The 15,365-nt window shown below is 69.2% G+C and carries 14 protein-coding genes and 3 tRNA genes; 9 read left to right on the forward strand and 8 right to left on the reverse strand.

Annotation, left to right across the window (positions count from 1 at the left end; translation table 11 throughout):
• Positions 1–255, reverse strand: a 255-nt coding sequence (locus ADBZ6I_RS09175; protein ID WP_526383036.1) for a hypothetical protein, incomplete at its 3' end; no start/stop codon positions are given.
• Between the two features lie 342 nt (positions 256–597).
• Positions 598–680, reverse strand: a tRNA-Leu gene (locus ADBZ6I_RS09180).
• Between the two features lie 217 nt (positions 681–897).
• Between ADBZ6I_RS09180 and ADBZ6I_RS09185 the strand changes: the two genes are divergently transcribed.
• The 7 genes from ADBZ6I_RS09185 to pknB all read left to right on the forward strand — a co-directional run bounded on the left by ADBZ6I_RS09185 (position 898) and on the right by pknB (position 10,500).
• The gene (locus ADBZ6I_RS09185; protein ID WP_526383038.1) at positions 898–2,304 is read left to right on the forward strand and encodes an FHA domain-containing protein; all 1,407 of its coding nucleotides are present in this window, start codon (positions 898–900) and stop codon (positions 2,302–2,304) included.
• A gap of 164 nt (positions 2,305–2,468) precedes the next feature.
• A complete protein-coding gene (locus ADBZ6I_RS09190; protein ID WP_526383040.1) occupies positions 2,469–2,939 on the forward strand; it encodes an FHA domain-containing protein FhaB/FipA in 471 nt (156 codons plus the stop codon).
• The gene (locus tag ADBZ6I_RS09195; RefSeq protein WP_526383042.1) at positions 2,936–4,372 is read left to right on the forward strand and encodes a PP2C family protein-serine/threonine phosphatase; all 1,437 of its coding nucleotides are present in this window, start codon (positions 2,936–2,938) and stop codon (positions 4,370–4,372) included. Before ADBZ6I_RS09190 ends, ADBZ6I_RS09195 begins: the two co-directional genes overlap by 4 nt.
• 4 nt (positions 4,373–4,376) lie before the next feature.
• Positions 4,377–5,771: a peptidoglycan glycosyltransferase RodA gene (gene rodA / locus ADBZ6I_RS09200; protein WP_526383044.1), complete on the forward strand. Its 1,395-nt coding sequence runs from the start codon at positions 4,377–4,379 to the stop codon at positions 5,769–5,771.
• Positions 5,768–7,243, forward strand: coding sequence for a D,D-transpeptidase PbpA (pbpA, locus tag ADBZ6I_RS09205; protein WP_526383046.1), 1,476 nt, complete (start codon positions 5,768–5,770; stop codon positions 7,241–7,243). Before rodA ends, pbpA begins: the two co-directional genes overlap by 4 nt.
• 66 nt (positions 7,244–7,309) lie before the next feature.
• A complete protein-coding gene (locus ADBZ6I_RS09210) occupies positions 7,310–8,638 on the forward strand; it encodes a serine/threonine-protein kinase (protein ID WP_526383048.1) in 1,329 nt (442 codons plus the stop codon).
• Entirely contained in the window at positions 8,635–10,500 is a 1,866-nt protein-coding gene (gene pknB, locus ADBZ6I_RS09215) for a Stk1 family PASTA domain-containing Ser/Thr kinase (RefSeq protein WP_526383050.1), read from the forward strand. The genes ADBZ6I_RS09210 and pknB overlap by 4 nt, the downstream gene beginning before the upstream one ends.
• On the opposite strand, the gene ADBZ6I_RS09220 is transcribed toward pknB, so the two are convergent.
• Positions 10,478–11,164 (reverse strand): aminodeoxychorismate/anthranilate synthase component II, encoded by a 687-nt coding sequence (locus ADBZ6I_RS09220; RefSeq protein WP_526383052.1) that lies wholly within the window; start codon positions 11,162–11,164, stop codon positions 10,478–10,480. The genes pknB and ADBZ6I_RS09220 overlap by 23 nt on opposite strands.
• A 92-nt stretch (positions 11,165–11,256) precedes the next feature.
• On the opposite strand from ADBZ6I_RS09220, the gene crgA reads away from it, so the two are divergent.
• Together crgA and ADBZ6I_RS09230 are read left to right on the forward strand one after the other, a co-directional pair.
• Complete coding sequence (gene crgA, locus ADBZ6I_RS09225; protein WP_526383055.1) at positions 11,257–11,538, forward strand: cell division protein CrgA; 282 nt, start codon at positions 11,257–11,259, stop codon at positions 11,536–11,538.
• A gap of 44 nt (positions 11,539–11,582) precedes the next feature.
• The gene (locus ADBZ6I_RS09230) at positions 11,583–12,005 is read left to right on the forward strand and encodes a PH domain-containing protein (RefSeq protein WP_526383057.1); all 423 of its coding nucleotides are present in this window, start codon (positions 11,583–11,585) and stop codon (positions 12,003–12,005) included.
• Positions 12,006–12,072: 67 nt separating this feature from the next.
• Here ADBZ6I_RS09230 and ADBZ6I_RS09235 read toward each other — a convergent pair whose 3' ends face one another.
• The 5 genes from ADBZ6I_RS09235 to ADBZ6I_RS09255 all read right to left on the reverse strand — a co-directional run.
• Complete coding sequence (locus ADBZ6I_RS09235; RefSeq protein ID WP_526383059.1) at positions 12,073–12,621, reverse strand: peptidylprolyl isomerase; 549 nt, start codon at positions 12,619–12,621, stop codon at positions 12,073–12,075.
• 161 nt (positions 12,622–12,782) lie between these two features.
• Positions 12,783–12,855: transfer RNA gene (locus ADBZ6I_RS09240), tRNA-Ala, on the reverse strand.
• Between the two features lie 118 nt (positions 12,856–12,973).
• Positions 12,974–13,047 (reverse strand) — tRNA-Ile (locus ADBZ6I_RS09245).
• Between the two features lie 48 nt (positions 13,048–13,095).
• Positions 13,096–13,803 (reverse strand): DUF3566 domain-containing protein, encoded by a 708-nt coding sequence (locus ADBZ6I_RS09250; RefSeq protein ID WP_526383061.1) that lies wholly within the window; start codon positions 13,801–13,803, stop codon positions 13,096–13,098.
• A 48-nt stretch (positions 13,804–13,851) separates the two neighbouring features.
• Positions 13,852–15,365, reverse strand: a 1,514-nt coding sequence (locus ADBZ6I_RS09255) for a DNA gyrase C-terminal beta-propeller domain-containing protein (protein ID WP_526383063.1), incomplete at its 5' end; no start/stop codon positions are given.

Raw genomic sequence — 15,365 nt, forward strand, 5'->3', positions numbered from 1 at the left:
ATCGCTGATCTGGCGTTTTCCGGCCCTAATGAATCGCTCCCCTGTGCCGCGCGTGAGCCCGCCGGGTAACTCAGGCCGGCGCCGGTGGAGCGGTTGTGGTGATGATGTCGCGCAGGGTGCGGGCGGTGGCGGTGCGGTGGCGGTGGCGGCGAGCAGCTCGGCGGTATGCGCGAGCAGCTCGGCGGTATGCGCGGCCTGGCGCGCGGCGACGGCGTCGGCGGCCGCGGTGGCCGGGTCGCGGGCGGCCTCGGGCATCAGCCAGCCGGGCGGTCACGACCTCCAAATCCCCCCTGGCCGAGATGTCGGGACAGACACACAGTTGTGGGACACCAGCGCCGCCGCCGCGCTCCAGGTCAGGCCACCGTGGCGAGGGTGTGTCGAAATCGGCCGATACAGCGACACACACCCTTTCCCTGAAGGCGCGTCGGGCCCGACGGGCAGAAACTATGAAAGATTCTTGTACGCAAGAAGTTCGGCCGACGCTCCCCTGCGCAGCTTGGAGTCGGCCCTACGGCCCAACTCTCACCCAAACACAAAGGTCACGACCTCTTTCGAGTTCGTGACCTTCATGCCTGCAGTTCGTGGAACCGCTCTCTGTGGGCGAAGGGGGACTTGAACCCCCACGTCCCGAAGGACACTGGCACCTGAAGCCAGCGCGTCTGCCATTCCGCCACTCGCCCTAAACGCTGTGGGAGCCTATCACGCACCCCGCGCCCGTCCCCAACCGAGCCCGCCCTCCAAAGCCGCGACTCACCCTTCGCCGCTAGCCGACTGACCTGCGCCGATACAACTCGGGGCAGTTGCCTGCAGGCGCTGCACCGACCTCGGCGCCTACCATGTACTCAAGGAACGCAACGCAATGACGCAGCGGGTGGGGAATCGAGGTAAGCGGTTTAGATGGGTAACCAGAAGGGTCTGGTTCAACGCATCGAACGCATGCTGGAGCACGGCGTCAGTGACGCCTTCGCCCGGGTGTTCGGCGGTTCCATCGTGCCGCAGGAAGTCGAGTCGCTGCTGCGCCGGGAAGCCTCCGACAGCGTGCAGACCCTGCCCGGGGACCGGTTTTTGGCACCTAATGAATACGTCATCACTTTGGGTGACACCGACCTGGAGAAGGTCAGCGCCGACCATGCGCTGACCTCGGACGTTTTCGCGACTCACCTGGCCGGCTACATCCGCGATCAGGGCTGGCAGACCTACGGTGACGTAGTAGTCCGGTTCGAGCAGGCCGAAAACCTGCACACCGGGCAGTTCCGAGTTCGTGCCGCTGTCAACCCCGACGCCGACCCCCGCCCGCCCGCTCCCGCACCCGGCAAAGCAGAATCGAACCACGCGTCCCACGCAGAACCAGGAGTCTCAGCGATGACCGACAACCCGAGCTACCGCGGCCAGGGTCGACCCGACGAGCACTACGACGACCAGTACGGACGTCCCCAGGACGATCAGCGGGCCCCCGAGCCGCCGCGTCCCGCCTACCCCGACCAGGGCGGCTACCCCGATCCCTACGCCCAGGGCGGCTACCCGCCCCGTCCGGCCTACCCGGACCAGGGCGGCTACCCCGACCAGGGCTACCAGGGCGGCTACGGCGGCGGCTACGGCGCTCCCGGATACGACCAGGGTGACCGCCCGCCGGCCCCGCCGCAGGGTTACGGCGCCCCCCAGTACGGTCCCCCGCCCGGTAGCGGATACGCGCCCCCGGCCGCCCCTCCCGCCCCTGACTACGGCTACGGCCGCCCCGCCCCGGGCCGTCATGAGGACGCCGGTTACGGCGGCTACGAGCAGCAGCGCGGAGGCTACCCCGACCAGCAGCCCGGCTACGGCCAGCAGAACTACGCCCCGCAGAACTACGGCCAGCAGAACTACGCCCAGCCCGATTACGGCCGCTACGAGCAGGGGGGCTACCCGCCGCCCCCCGCACCGGCGGCCCCGGACTACGACTACGGCCAGCCCGCCCCGGGTGGCTACGGCGGCGGCTACGCACCGGCTCCGGCCGGCGACTACCCGGCCCCGTCGGCCGGCCAGGCGGTGACCCTGCAGCTCGACGACGGCAGCGGCCGCACCTACCAGCTGCGCGAGGGCGCCAACGTGATCGGCCGCGGCCAGGACGCCCAGTTCCGGCTGCCCGACACCGGGGTGTCCCGCCGGCACCTGGAGATCCGCTGGGACGGCCAGACCGCCATGCTGCAGGACCTCAACTCCACTAACGGCACCACGGTGAACAACGCGCCGGTGCAGGAGTGGCAGCTGGCTGACGGCGACGTCATCCGGGTCGGCCACTCCGAGATCGTCGTCCGCGTTCACTGACGTCGGCGGCGGCACTGGCGCGGGGCGGGAGGCCTGGTGGCTTCAGCCTCGCGCATCCGGACCTCCAAGTATCCTGTGACGTTGCCGGTGTCGGCCCGGATTGCCGTGGTCCACGAGGCTTCCACGACCGGGCTGACCACGACAGGACCACAGAGGGGCGCTGCATGCAGGGATTAGTGCTGCAGCTGACGCGCGCGGGTTTCCTGCTGTTGTTGTGGCTGTTCATCTGGTCGGTGCTGCGGATTCTGCGCACCGACATCTACGCGCCCACCGGCGCGGTGATGGTCCGTCGCGGCCTGGCCCTGCGCGGTGCACGCTCTCCGAGCCGTCAAAGCGGCAAGACCACCCCCCGCTACCTGGTGGTCACCGAGGGTGCCCTGGCCGGCACCAAGATCAGCCTGGGCAGCCAGCCGGTATTGATCGGCCGCGCCGACGACTCCACGCTGGTCCTCACCGATGACTACGCCTCCAGCCGGCACGCCCGGCTGTCCCTGCGCGGGCCGGACTGGTTCGTCGAGGACCTCGGTTCCACCAACGGCACCTACCTGGACCGCTCCAAGGTGACGACGGCGGTGCGGGTTCCGATCGGTGTGCCGGTGCACGTCGGCAAGACAGTGATCGAGCTGCGCCCGTGACCCTCGCCCTCCGATACGCCGCCCGCAGCGACCGCGGGCTGGTGCGCGCCAACAACGAGGACTCCGTGTACGCGGGCGCCCGGCTGCTGGCCCTGGCCGACGGCATGGGCGGCCACGCCGCCGGCGAGGTGGCCTCCCAACTGGTGATCGCCGCGCTGGCCCACCTCGACGACGACGAGCCCGGCGGTGACCTGCTCGGCAAGCTGGAACGCTCGGTCTACGAAGGCAATTCGGCGATCGCCGAACAGGTCGAGCTGCACCCGGACCTCGACGGGATGGGCACCACCCTGACCGCCATCCTGTTCGCCGGGGACCGGCTGGGAATGGTCCACATCGGCGACTCGCGGGCCTACCTGCTGCGCGACGGCGAACTGACTCAGATCACCAAAGACGACACCTTCGTGCAGACACTGGTCGACGAGGGCCGCATCACCGCCGAGGAGGCCCACACCCACCCGCAGCGGTCGCTGATCATGCGGGCGCTGACCGGCCAGGAAGTGGAGCCCACGCTGATCATGCGGGAAGCCCGCGAAGGCGACCGCTACCTGCTGTGCTCTGACGGGCTGTCCGACCCGGTGCGCCAGGACACCATTCTCGAAGCGCTGAAGATTCCCGACGTCGCCGAAAGTGCCGACCGTCTCATCGAATTGGCGTTGCGCGGCGGCGGCCCGGACAACGTCACCGTGGTGGTGGCCGACGTCGTCGACCACGACTACGGCGGTCAGACCCAGCCGATCATCGCCGGCGCGGTCTCCGGGGACGACGACCACCGGATCGCCCCGCCCAACACCTCCGCCGGACGGGCCTCGGCCATCGCCCCGCGCCCGCCCGCGCCGAAGCGCGCCGAACCCGAACCCGAACCTCCGCCGGCGAAATCCCGCCGGCGGACGTTCATCGCCACAGCGCTGGTACTTCTCCTGCTGCTCGGCGGAATCGGCTTGGGCTACAGGATCATTCGCGGGTACTACTACGTCGGCGCGCACGACGACCATGTGGCGATCATGCGGGGGATCCAGGGCTCTGTACTGGGCGTGCCGCTGCAGCAGCCTTACCAGCTGGGCTGCATCAACGAACGCGGCGAGCTGTCCCAGATCAGCTACGGCCAGGCCGATACCGCGCTGGGCTGCGAGCTGATGCGACTGCAGGACCTGCGGCCCTCCGAGCGCGCCCAGGTGTCCGCCGGCCTGCCCGCCGGCAGCCTCGACGAGGCCATCGGCCAGCTGCGCGAACTGGCCCACGGATCGCTGCTGCCGCAGTGCGCGCCGGCCCCGGCGACGCCGCCGCCGACGGCGGCCCCGCGCAGCGGTTCCGGTGCGCCGGCGGCACCGACCGCCGGGGCGACCACCACTGCGTCGGCCCCGCCGGCACCCACGACCACCGCGCTGCCCGCGCCGCCGCAGAAGCCGGGCATCGACTGCCGAGCGGCGGCGTGACGGCATGACTACCGCGCCACAGTCGCCGGTCCGGATCACCCCTGCGCTGCCGACCCGGCGGAATGCCGAACTGGGCCTGCTGTGCTTCGCGACCCTGATCACCGGCACGGCCCTGCTGATCGTGGAGGCCAACCAGGAGCAGGGCATCAGCTGGGATCTGCTGACCTACACGGCGGCCTTCCTGGTGCTGTTCCTGTGCGCGCATCTGGCGATCCGCCGCTTCGCCCCGTTTGCCGACCCGCTGCTGCTGCCGGTGGTCGCGGTGCTCAACGGTCTGGGGCTGGTGCTCATCCACCGCCTGGACCTGGTGCCCGGTGCCTCCGAAGGCCCCAGCGCCGACCAGCAGATGCTGTGGACGCTGCTCGGGGTGGCCGGGTTCACGGCGGTCGTCATCTTCCTCAAAGACCACCGGCTGCTGGCCCGCTACGACTACATCTGCGGCGCCGCCGGCCTGGTGTTGCTGGCCATCCCGGCGCTGCTGCCGACCCGACTGTCGGAGACCAACGGCGCCAAGATCTGGATCCGGTTGCCCGGCTTCAGCATTCAGCCTGCCGAGTTCTCCAAGATTCTGCTGCTGGTGTTCTTCGCCGGGGTGCTGGTGTCCAAGCGCAGCCTGTTCAACAGCGTCGGCCAGCACTTCCTGGGCATGGACCTGCCGCGCCCCCGCGACCTGGCCCCGCTGCTGGCCGGCTGGATCATCTCGGTGGGGGTGATGGTCTTCGAGAAGGACCTGGGCACCTCGCTGCTGCTGTACTCGTCGTTTTTGGTGATGGTCTACATCGCCACCGAACGGCTGAGCTGGGTGGTGATCGGCCTGGGCCTGTTCGCGGCCGGCAGCGTGACGGCCTATCACCTGTTCGGACACGTCCGCGCCCGGGTACAGACGTGGTTGGACCCCTTCGCCGACCCCGAGGGCGCGGGATATCAAATGGTGCAGGCGAAATTCAGCTTCGCCACCGGAGGCATCTTCGGCACCGGGCTGGGCAACGGCCAGCCCGGCACCGTTCCGGCTGCGTCGACGGACTTCATCACCGCGGTGGTGGGGGAGGAGCTGGGGCTGGTCGGCCTGTCCGGCGTGCTGCTGCTCTACACCATCGTGATCGTGCGGGGCATGCGCACCGCGATCGCGGTGCGCGACAGCTTCGGCAAGCTGCTGGCCGCCGGGCTGGCCTCGACGCTGGCCATCCAGCTGTTCATCGTTGTCGGCGGGGTCACCGGGCTGATCCCGCTGACCGGCCTGACCACCCCGTGGATGTCCTACGGCGGTTCGTCGCTGGTGGCCAACTATGTGCTGCTGGCCATCCTGATCCGGATCTCGCATGCGGCCCGCAAGCCGATCCGCACCGGGCAGTACACCCCCATCGCGGCGGCCCGCACGGAGGTGTTCGGCCGGACATGAACACCTCCCTGCGTCGTATCTCCATGATGGTGATGGCGTTGATCGTGCTGCTGCTGGTCAACGCGACGATCACCCAGGTCTTCCGGGCCGACGCCCTGCGCGCCGACCCGCGCAACCAGCGGGTGCTGCTCGACGAGTACGCCCGCCAGCGCGGGCAGATCGCCGCCAGCGGTCAGCCGCTGGCGTACTCGGTGGCCACCAACGGCCGCTACCGGTTCTTGCGCACCTATCCCGAGCCGTACAGCTACGCCCCGGTCACCGGCTTCTACTCGCTGCGGTTCTCCAGCACCGGGCTGGAGCGCGCCGAGGACCCGGTGCTCAACGGCTCCGACGAGCGGCTGTTCGGCAAGCGGCTGGCCGACTTCTTCACCGGCCGCGACCCGCGCGGCGGGAACATCCAGACCACCCTGCTGCCGCGGGTGCAGCAGGCGGCCTGGCAGGCGATGCAGCAGGGCTGCGGCGGCCCCTGCAAGGGTTCGGTGGTGGCCCTGGAGCCGGCCACCGGCAAGGTCCTGGCGATGGTGTCCTCGCCGTCCTACGACCCGAACATGTTGTCCACCCACGACACCGAGGCCCAGGGCGAGACGTGGCAGAAGCTGCGCGACGACCCCGACACCCCGCTGATCAACCGGGCCATCTCTGAGCGGTATCCCCCCGGGTCGACGTTCAAGGTGATCACCACCGCAGCCGCCCTGCAGACCGGCATCAACGAGAACGAGCAGCTGACCGCTGCCCCGCAGATTCCGCTGCCGGACAGCACCGCCAGCCTGGAGAACTACGGCGGCACGCCGTGTGGTGACGCCCCGAAGGCATCGCTGCGGGAGGCGTTCGCGCGGTCGTGCAACACCGCGTTCGTCGAACTGGGTCTGCGGATCGGCGGCGACGCCCTGCGCAACGCGGCGGATGCGTTCGGGTTCGACAACCCGACGGCGCCGATCCCGCTGCAGGTGGCCGAGTCCACCGTCGGCCCGATGAGCGACGCCGCCGCCGTCGGCATGTCGAGCATGGGCCAGAAGGACGTCGCGGTGACCCCGTTGCAGAACGCGATGGTGGCCGCGGCGATCGCCAACGGCGGAGCGGTGATGCAGCCGTACCTGGTGGACCAAGTCGAGGGACCGGACCTGGCCGACATCAGCAGCACCGCGCCCGCGGAGGTGCGGCGCGCGGTTTCCCCGCAGGTCGCGGCTAAGCTAACCGATTTGATGGTCGGCGCTGAAAAGTTCACCCAGCAAAACGGGGCGATCCCTGGCGTCCAGATCGCCTCCAAGACGGGCACCGCCGAACACGGCACCGATCCCCGCAACACCCCGCCGCACGCCTGGTACATCGCTTTCGCGCCGGTCCAGAGCCCGCGGGTGGCGGTTGCGGTGCTGGTCGAGAACGGTGGAGACCGGTTGAACGCCACCGGCGGTGCGCTGGCCGCGCCGATCGGTCGGGCAACCATCGCGGCGGCATTGCAGGGGGCGCCATGAGCCCCCGCAGGCGAGCGAAGCGAGGCAAGCCATGAGCCCCCGCAGGCGAGCGAAGCGAGGCAAGCCATGAGCCCCCGCGTCGGCGTCACATTGTCCGGTCGGTACCGGCTGCAGCGGCTCATCGCCACCGGCGGTATGGGCCAGGTCTGGGAGGCCACCGACAGCCGGCTGGGCCGGCGGGTCGCCATCAAGGTGCTCAAGCAGGAGTACTCCTGCGACCCCGAGTTCATCGAGCGGTTCCGCGCTGAAGCACGCACCGTCGCCATGCTGAACCACCCCGGAATCGCCGCCGTGCACGACTACGGCGAGACCGACATGGACGGTGAGGGCCGGACCGCGTACCTGGTGATGGAACTGGTCAACGGCGAACCGCTGAACTCGGTGATCAAACGCACCGGCCGGCTGTCGCTGCGGCACGCCCTGGACATGCTGGAGCAGACCGGTCGCGCACTGCAGGTGGCGCATGCCGCCGGCCTGGTGCACCGCGACGTCAAACCCGGCAACATCCTGATCACCCCGACCGGGCAGGTGAAGCTGACCGACTTCGGCATCGCCAAAGCCGTCGACGCCGCCCCGGTCACCCAGACCGGCATGGTGATGGGCACCGCCCAGTACATCGCCCCCGAGCAGGCTCTCGGCCAGGACGCCACCGCCGCCAGCGATGTCTACTCGCTGGGAGTCGTTGGCTACGAAGCGGTTTCGGGTAAGCGGCCGTTCACCGGCGACGGCGCGCTGACGGTGGCGATGAAGCACATCAAGGAGCAGCCGGCGCCGTTGCCGCCGGACCTGCCGCCTAACGTCCGGGAACTCATCGAGATCACGCTGGTGAAGAACCCCGGCATGCGCTACCGCAGCGGCGGCCAGTTCGCCGATGCCGTGGCGGCGGTGCGCTCGGGACGGCGGCCGCCGCGACCCAACTCCGCACCCACCATCAAGGCCACTCCAGCGGCCATCCCGAGCGCGGTGGCCAAGCGTCCCCCCGCCGCGGTGGAGGCGGCCCGCGCCGCCGCAGCGGCGCGACCGCGCCCGAGCTCAAGCCGGATACCGGCGCCGCCGGCGCGGCGGACGTTCAGTTCCGGCCAGCGGGCACTGCTGTGGGCGGCCGGTGTGCTGGGCGCGCTGGCGATCATCAGCGCGGTGCTGATCGTGCTCGCCGATCGGGAGCGACGCTCCAACACCCCCGTCGAGCAGACCGTCACCGACACCGTGACACCTGACACCGTCACTCCCGCCGAACCCGGCGCACCCGCACCCGCGGCGCCGTCCGGCTGGTCCGACCGGTCCGAACCCGACGACCCGGCCACGGTGCCGGCGACGCTGCGGCTCACCGACCCCGAGACGGCGGGGACGTTGAAACAGCCGTCCTTCGCCCCGCACGACGGAACGGCGCTATGACCACACCCCAGCACCTGTCCGATCGCTACGAGTTGGGCGAGATCCTCGGCTTCGGCGGGATGTCCGAAGTCCACCTCGCCCGCGACACGCGGCTGCACCGCGATGTCGCCGTCAAGGTGCTGCGCGCCGACCTGGCCCGCGACCCCAGCTTCTACCTTCGGTTCCGCCGGGAGGCGCAGAACGCCGCGGCGCTGAACCATCCCGCGATCGTCGCGGTCTACGACACCGGTGAGGCGGCCACCCCGCGCGGGCCGCTGCCCTACATCGTTATGGAGTACGTCGACGGCGTGACGCTGCGCGACATCGTCCACACCGACGGCCCGATGCCGCCGCGGCGCGCCCTGGAGGTGATCGCCGACGCCTGCCAGGCGCTGAACTTCAGCCACCAGCACGGCATCGTCCACCGCGACGTCAAGCCCGCCAACATCATGATCTCCCGCACCGGCGCGGTGAAGGTGATGGACTTCGGCATCGCCCGGGCGCTGGCCGACAGCGGCAACCCCGTCACCCAGACCGCGGCGGTCATCGGCACCGCCCAGTACCTGTCCCCGGAGCAGGCCCGCGGCGAGCAGGTCGACGCCCGATCCGACGTCTACTCGCTGGGCTGCGTGCTCTACGAGATGCTCACCGGCGAACCGCCGTTCGTCGGGGACACCCCGGTCGCGGTGGCCTACCAGCACGTGCGCGAGGACCCGATCCCGCCGTCGCACAAGCGGGCCGGCATCTCACCGGAACTCGACGCCGTCGTGCTCAAGGCGCTGGCCAAGAACCCGGACAACCGCTACCAGACCGCCGCGGAGATGCGCGCCGATCTGGTCCGGGTGCACAGCGGTGAGAAGCCCGAAGCCCCGAAGGTGCTCACCCAGGCCGAGCGCACCCAGATGCTGGCGTCGCGGCCCACCGCACGATCCGACGCCGCATCGTCGGCGGCCTACGACTACGCGCCGCGGCGCGGCCGGTCGATCGGGCGGTGGCTGGTCGGGCTGGCGCTGCTCACCATCCTGACCGTCGTGGTGACGCTGGCGATCAACCTGTCCGGCACCGCCAAACCGCGGGCGGTGCAGGTGCCCGATGTGCGCGGCAAGATCTCCGCCGACGCGATCGCCGAGCTGCAGAACAAGGGCTTCAAGATCCGCACCAACCCACTGCCGGACAGCATCGTGCTGCCCGACCACGTCATCAGCACCGACCCGGCGGGCAACCTGTCGATCAACGCCGGCGACGAGGTGGTGATCAACGTCTCCACCGGGCCCGAGCAGCGCGAGATTCCCGACGTGACGTCGTTGAGCTATGCCGAGGCGGTCAAGAAACTGACCGACGCCGGGTTCGGGAAGTTCAAGCAGACCGAGGCGGCGTCGTCGTCGTCGCAGCGGGACAAGGTGCTTAACACCGTGCCGCCGGCCAACACCACCACCGCGATCACCAGCGAGATCGCCGTCGTCGTCGGCACCGGGCCGATCACCCGCTCGATTCCCGAGGTCACCGGGCAGAGCACCGAGCAGGCCACCAAGAACCTGAACACGGTGGGCTTCACAACGGTCCTGACGGCCCCGGTGGACAGCATCGAGCCCGCCGGTCAGGTGCTGGCCATCGAACCCGGCGCCGGCGCGAACGTCGAGTTGGACAGCCCGATCACGCTGAAGGTATCCAAGGGCAACCAGTTCGTCTTGCCGAACCTGATCGGCCAATTCTGGGTGGACGCCGAACCGAACCTGCGGGCACTCGGCTGGACCGGAGTACTGGTCAAGGGCCCGGATGTGCCGAACAGCGGTCAGCGCACCAACGCGGTGGTGACCCAGAGCCCGCCGCCGGGCTCCCGGTTGAATTTCACCGGCCCGGTCACCCTGTCGTTCGCGAATTAACCGCCTGCGCCGCCTGCACGCTCCGGGCGACCTCCTTCTCCAGCCGGCTCACCAACGCCTCGTCCGGGGCCTGCCCGCAGTAGCCGAGCCAGTTGGCCAGCAGCCGGTGGCCGCCCTCGGTGAGGATGGACTCCGGGTGGAACTGCACGCCGTGAATGGGGGAGTGCCGGTGGCGCACCGCCATCACGACACCGTCGGCGGTGCGGGCGGTGACTTCCAGTTCCGGCGGGACGGTGTGCGGCAGGACGGTCAGCGAGTGATAGCGCGTCGCGGTGAACGGGTCCGGCAGGCCGGCCAGCACACCGGCGTGCTTGTGGTGGACGACGCTGGTCTTGCCGTGCAGCAGTTCGGGCGCGCGGGCGACGGTGGCGCCGAACGCCACCGCGATGGCCTGGTGGCCCAGACAGACGCCGAGTAGCGGGGTCCCGGTGGCGGCGCAGGCGTGCACCAGGGGGATAGCGGCACCGGCGCGCTGGGGGGTTCCGGGTCCGGGGCTGAGCAGCACCCCGTCGAAGTCGGCGGCGGCCTGCGCCGGGTCGGCGAGACGAGCGTCGTCATTGCGCCACACCTGCACGTCGAGCCCGTAAGGGACCCCGAGCTGACCGAGGTACTGCACGAGGTTGAACACGAAACTGTCGTAGTTGTCGACGACCAGAACGCGCACCCTCGCCAGGCTACCCAGCGCGACCGGGTGGCTGACTGCGTTAATCTCATACAACGACCCTCGTCGCAGCGTCGACCGTCTCGAAGGTAGCCATGCCCAAGTCCAAGGTTCGCAAGAAAAACGACTTCACCGTCAGTTCGGTCAGCCGGACCCCGGTGAAGGTCAAAGCTGGCCCGTCCAGCGTGTGGTTCGTGTCGCTGTTCATCGGCCTGATGCTGATCGGGCTGATCTGGCTGCTGGTGTTCCAGCTGGCCGCGTCCGGGTACGACACACCGGATCCGTTGGTGTGGATGTCCGACCTCGGTCCGTGGAATTACGCCATCGCCTTCGGCTTCATGATCACCGGTCTGCTGCTGACCATGCGGTGGCGGTGACGGCAATCACATCCGTGTAATTATCCCCATTGTGGATAGCGCCTGTGGATAATCGCTTCGCCTGGGGGCCGCCCGTCCCTGGAGTCATCGCCGTCGGCGTCGCCGGAGTGGTCATGGCGGCGGGGTTTCTGACTATGGCCACCGACCCGCCCGGGCGGATTCTCGCCGGGATCGCGGCCGTCGGATTGTTGCTGTTCGCGGCCGGTTCGGCGCGGGCTCGGCCTCGCCTGGCGATTACCGGCGACGGGCTGGTGTACCGGGGTTGGCTGCGCACCAGGACGTTGCGGCATGACGACATCGACCTGATTCGCATCACCCAATTCCGCCGTTGGGGACGGACGGTGAAGCTACTGGAGATCGAGACCGTCGGCGATCAGCTACTGGTGCTCAACCGCTGGGATCTGGGCGGTGACCCGCTGCGCGTACTGGACGCGCTGACCGATGCCGGTTACGCGGGGCGGCGCTGAGGCGCCGAGACTGCGCCCAGATCGCGATCCTGGCGCGGATCGGCGATCTAGGCGCAGTGTGGACGAACTAGGAGATGGTGATCGACTCGATGACGACGTCGTCGGCCGGCCGGTCCATCCGGTCGGTGGCGGTGGTGGCGATCGCGTCGACGACCTTCTGCGACTCCGGGTCGACGACCTCACCGAAGATGGTGTGCTTGCGGGTCAGGTGCGGCGTCTTGCCGACGGTGATGAAGAACTGCGAGCCGTTGGTGCCCGGCCCGGCGTTGGCCATCGCCAGCAGGTAGGGCTTGTCGAACTGCAGCTCCGGATGGAACTCGTCGGCGAACTTGTAGCCCGGTCCACCGCGGCCGGTGCCGGAGGGGTCGCCGCCCTGGATCATGAATCCGTCGATGACGCGGTGGAAGATGGCACCGTCGTAGAACGGGCCCGAGCTGCTGCCCGAAGCGTTCTGCGTGGAGTACTCCTTGGTGCCCTGGGCCAAGCCGACGAAGTTTGCGACGGTCTTGGGGGCATGGTTGCCGAACAGCGCGATCTTGATGTCACCGCGATTGGTGTGCAGGGTCGCGGTGGCGGTCTGAATGGGGCTTGTGCTCACGGGTTCACAGTCTGCCATTGCCGCCGACGACGGCTGCCCTCGCCCTGCGGGTTGCAGGACACGGGCAGCCGGGTCCGCCCGGGCCGCCGACCCCGCCTATGTCTGTCTCCTGCGGTGGGCCCGCGGGTGGCGGGAAACTTTGCCATCAACGCGCGGCGCCGAAGACAGACGAAAACCTGTGGAGCCTAGGAGATTCGAACTCCTGACATCTGCCTTGCAAAGGCAGCGCTCTACCAACTGAGCTAAGGCCCCGAACCGGCGCCCTGGAGGCTGTGCCACACCGGCGAGCGGCGGCGCCCGGCGATTAGCAGGACCACGCCCGCCATCGCGGCCGGCAAGGCCAGCTTTCGCCATGTTGACCAGGACATCGTGGGCCTAGGAGGACTCGAACCTCCGACCTCTTCGTTATCAGCGAAGCGCTCTAACCGCCTGAGCTATAGGCCCGTATGCGGGCAGAAGATTACCGCACCGGAACTGGCGCACCCAAACCGGTCAGTCCAGGTCGGCCAGTGTGACCTCGACACCGCCGACGATGTCGGTGCTGAGGTTGTAGATGTAGGCACCCACGGTGGCCATCGCCGTCAGCAGCACGATATTGACCAGCCCGATCAGTGCAGCCCCACCGAAGATCGACGCGGCCGAAACCAGATCGCCACCACCACCGCCACCGGTGGTGGTCAGCAGGTCGCCGACGTTGCTGTTGAGCTTGCTCCACACCCCCATGGCGCCGAGGACGAGGTAGAGGAACGCCACGGCGATCATCCAGATGAAGAACAGCGCCACATTGAGCAGCAGCGACACTTTCAGCGCGCTCCACGGGTCGATGCGGCGGATCTGCATGCTGGCCCGCACCGGTCCGCGCGCCCGGCCGACCGCCGAGATGACGGCCGTCGGCGCGGTCGGGCTCTGGGGCGAGGAAAACCCCCGGCCCTGGTCGGCGGCGGGCCTGTTCTGCGGCGGCCTGGGCACCGACCCGGACAGATCCGGCAGTTCACTGGGGATGGCCTCGATCAAACCGACCTCGGTCTTGGCCGAGGCGTTGGCGCCGGAAAGATCCGGCGCCGCGATCCCGCTGACGTAGCGGCTGGCGGCGGGTGAGACCGCCGGCCGGCGGGCGCTGTTCTGCCACGGCGGCACGTCGGCCGTGACGTCTCCGTTGGCCGGGCGGTCTCCCATCCCGGGATCGTTCGGTGAACTCACCGCTGCTCCATTTCTTCAGCTCTCACGCCGTAAGCCGGCCGCTGCGCGCTACGTCGCGTCCGGCTCGGACTCCGAACCGTCTTCCTCGCCCTGCTCCTCGGCGTTGCGGGCAATGGCTATCAGTGTGTCGCCCTCGCCCAGGTTCATCAAGCGAACGCCCTTGGTCTGGCGCCCGGCCTTGCGGACCTGCCGCGCCGCGGTGCGGATCACACCGCCGCCGGAAGTGATCGCATACAACTCGGTGTCGTCGTCGACCACCAACGCGCCCACCAGACTGCCACGACGGGGGTCATACTGGATGGTGAGGATGCCTTTACCGCCGCGGCCCTGGGCGGTGTACTCGTCGATCGCTGTGCGCTTGGCGTACCCGCCGGCCGTCGCGACCAGCAGGTAGGTGTCTTCCCGGACCACGTTCAACGACAGCAGCCGGTCGTCGGCGTTGAACCGCATGCCCTGCACACCGGAGGTCGCCCGGCCCATCGGCCGCAGCGCCTCGTCGGTGGCGGAGAACCGGATCGACTGGCCTTTGGCACTGACCAGCAGCAGGTCGTCCTCGGCCGAGCACAGCACCGCACCCACCAGCTCGTCGCTGTCGCGCAGGTTCACCGCGACGATGCCGCCGGACCGGTTGGAGTCGAAGTCGGTCAGCTTGGACTTCTTGACCAGGCCGTTGCGGGTGGCCAGCACCAGGTACGGGGCGTCCTCGTAGCTCTTGATCTGAATGACCTGGGCGATGCGTTCCTCGGGCTGGAACGCCAGCAGGTTGGCCACGTGCTGGCCGCGGGCGGTACGCAACGCCTCGGGCAGCTCGTACGCCTTGGCCCGGTACACCCGGCCCTGCGTGGTGAAGAACAGGATCCAGTCGTGGGTGGAGCACACGAAGAAGTGCCGCACGATGTCGTCCTGCTTCAGGCCCGCGCCCTGCACGCCCTTGCCGCCGCGCTTCTGGCTGCGGTAGAGGTCGGTCTTGGTGCGCTTGGCGTAGCCCGTCTCGGTGATGGTGACGACGACGTCCTCGCGGGCGATGAGGTCCTCGTCGGACACCTCGCCCTCGGCGGCGATGATGCGGGTACGACGGTCGTCGCCGTGCTTCTCGACGATCTCGGCGAGCTCGTCGCGCACGATGGCGCGCTGACGTTCCGGCTTGGCCAGGATGTCTTCGAGGTCGGCGATCTCGGCTTCGATCTCGGCCAGTTGGTCGACGATCTTCTGGCGTTCCAGGGCGGCCAGCCGGCGCAGCTGCATGTCGAGGATGGCCTGGGCCTGGATGTCGTCGACGTCGAGCAGGTCGATGAGGCCCTGGCGGGCGATGTCCACCGTCGCCGACGCGCGGATCAGCGCGATCACCTCATCGAGGGCGTCGAGTGCCTTGACCAGACCGCGCAGGATGTGGGCCCGTTCGTTGGCCTTGCGCAGCCGGTAGGTGGTGCGCCGCACGATCACGTCGAGCTGGTGCTCGACGTAGTAGCGGATCATCTGGTCCAGCCGCAGGGTGCGCGGCACCCCGTCGACGATCGAGAGCATGTTGCAGCCGAAGCTGGTCTGCAGCTGGGTGTGCTTGT

Source organism: Mycobacterium sp. (assembly GCF_044342925.1).
Lineage (GTDB): Bacteria > Actinomycetota > Actinomycetes > Mycobacteriales > Mycobacteriaceae > Mycobacterium.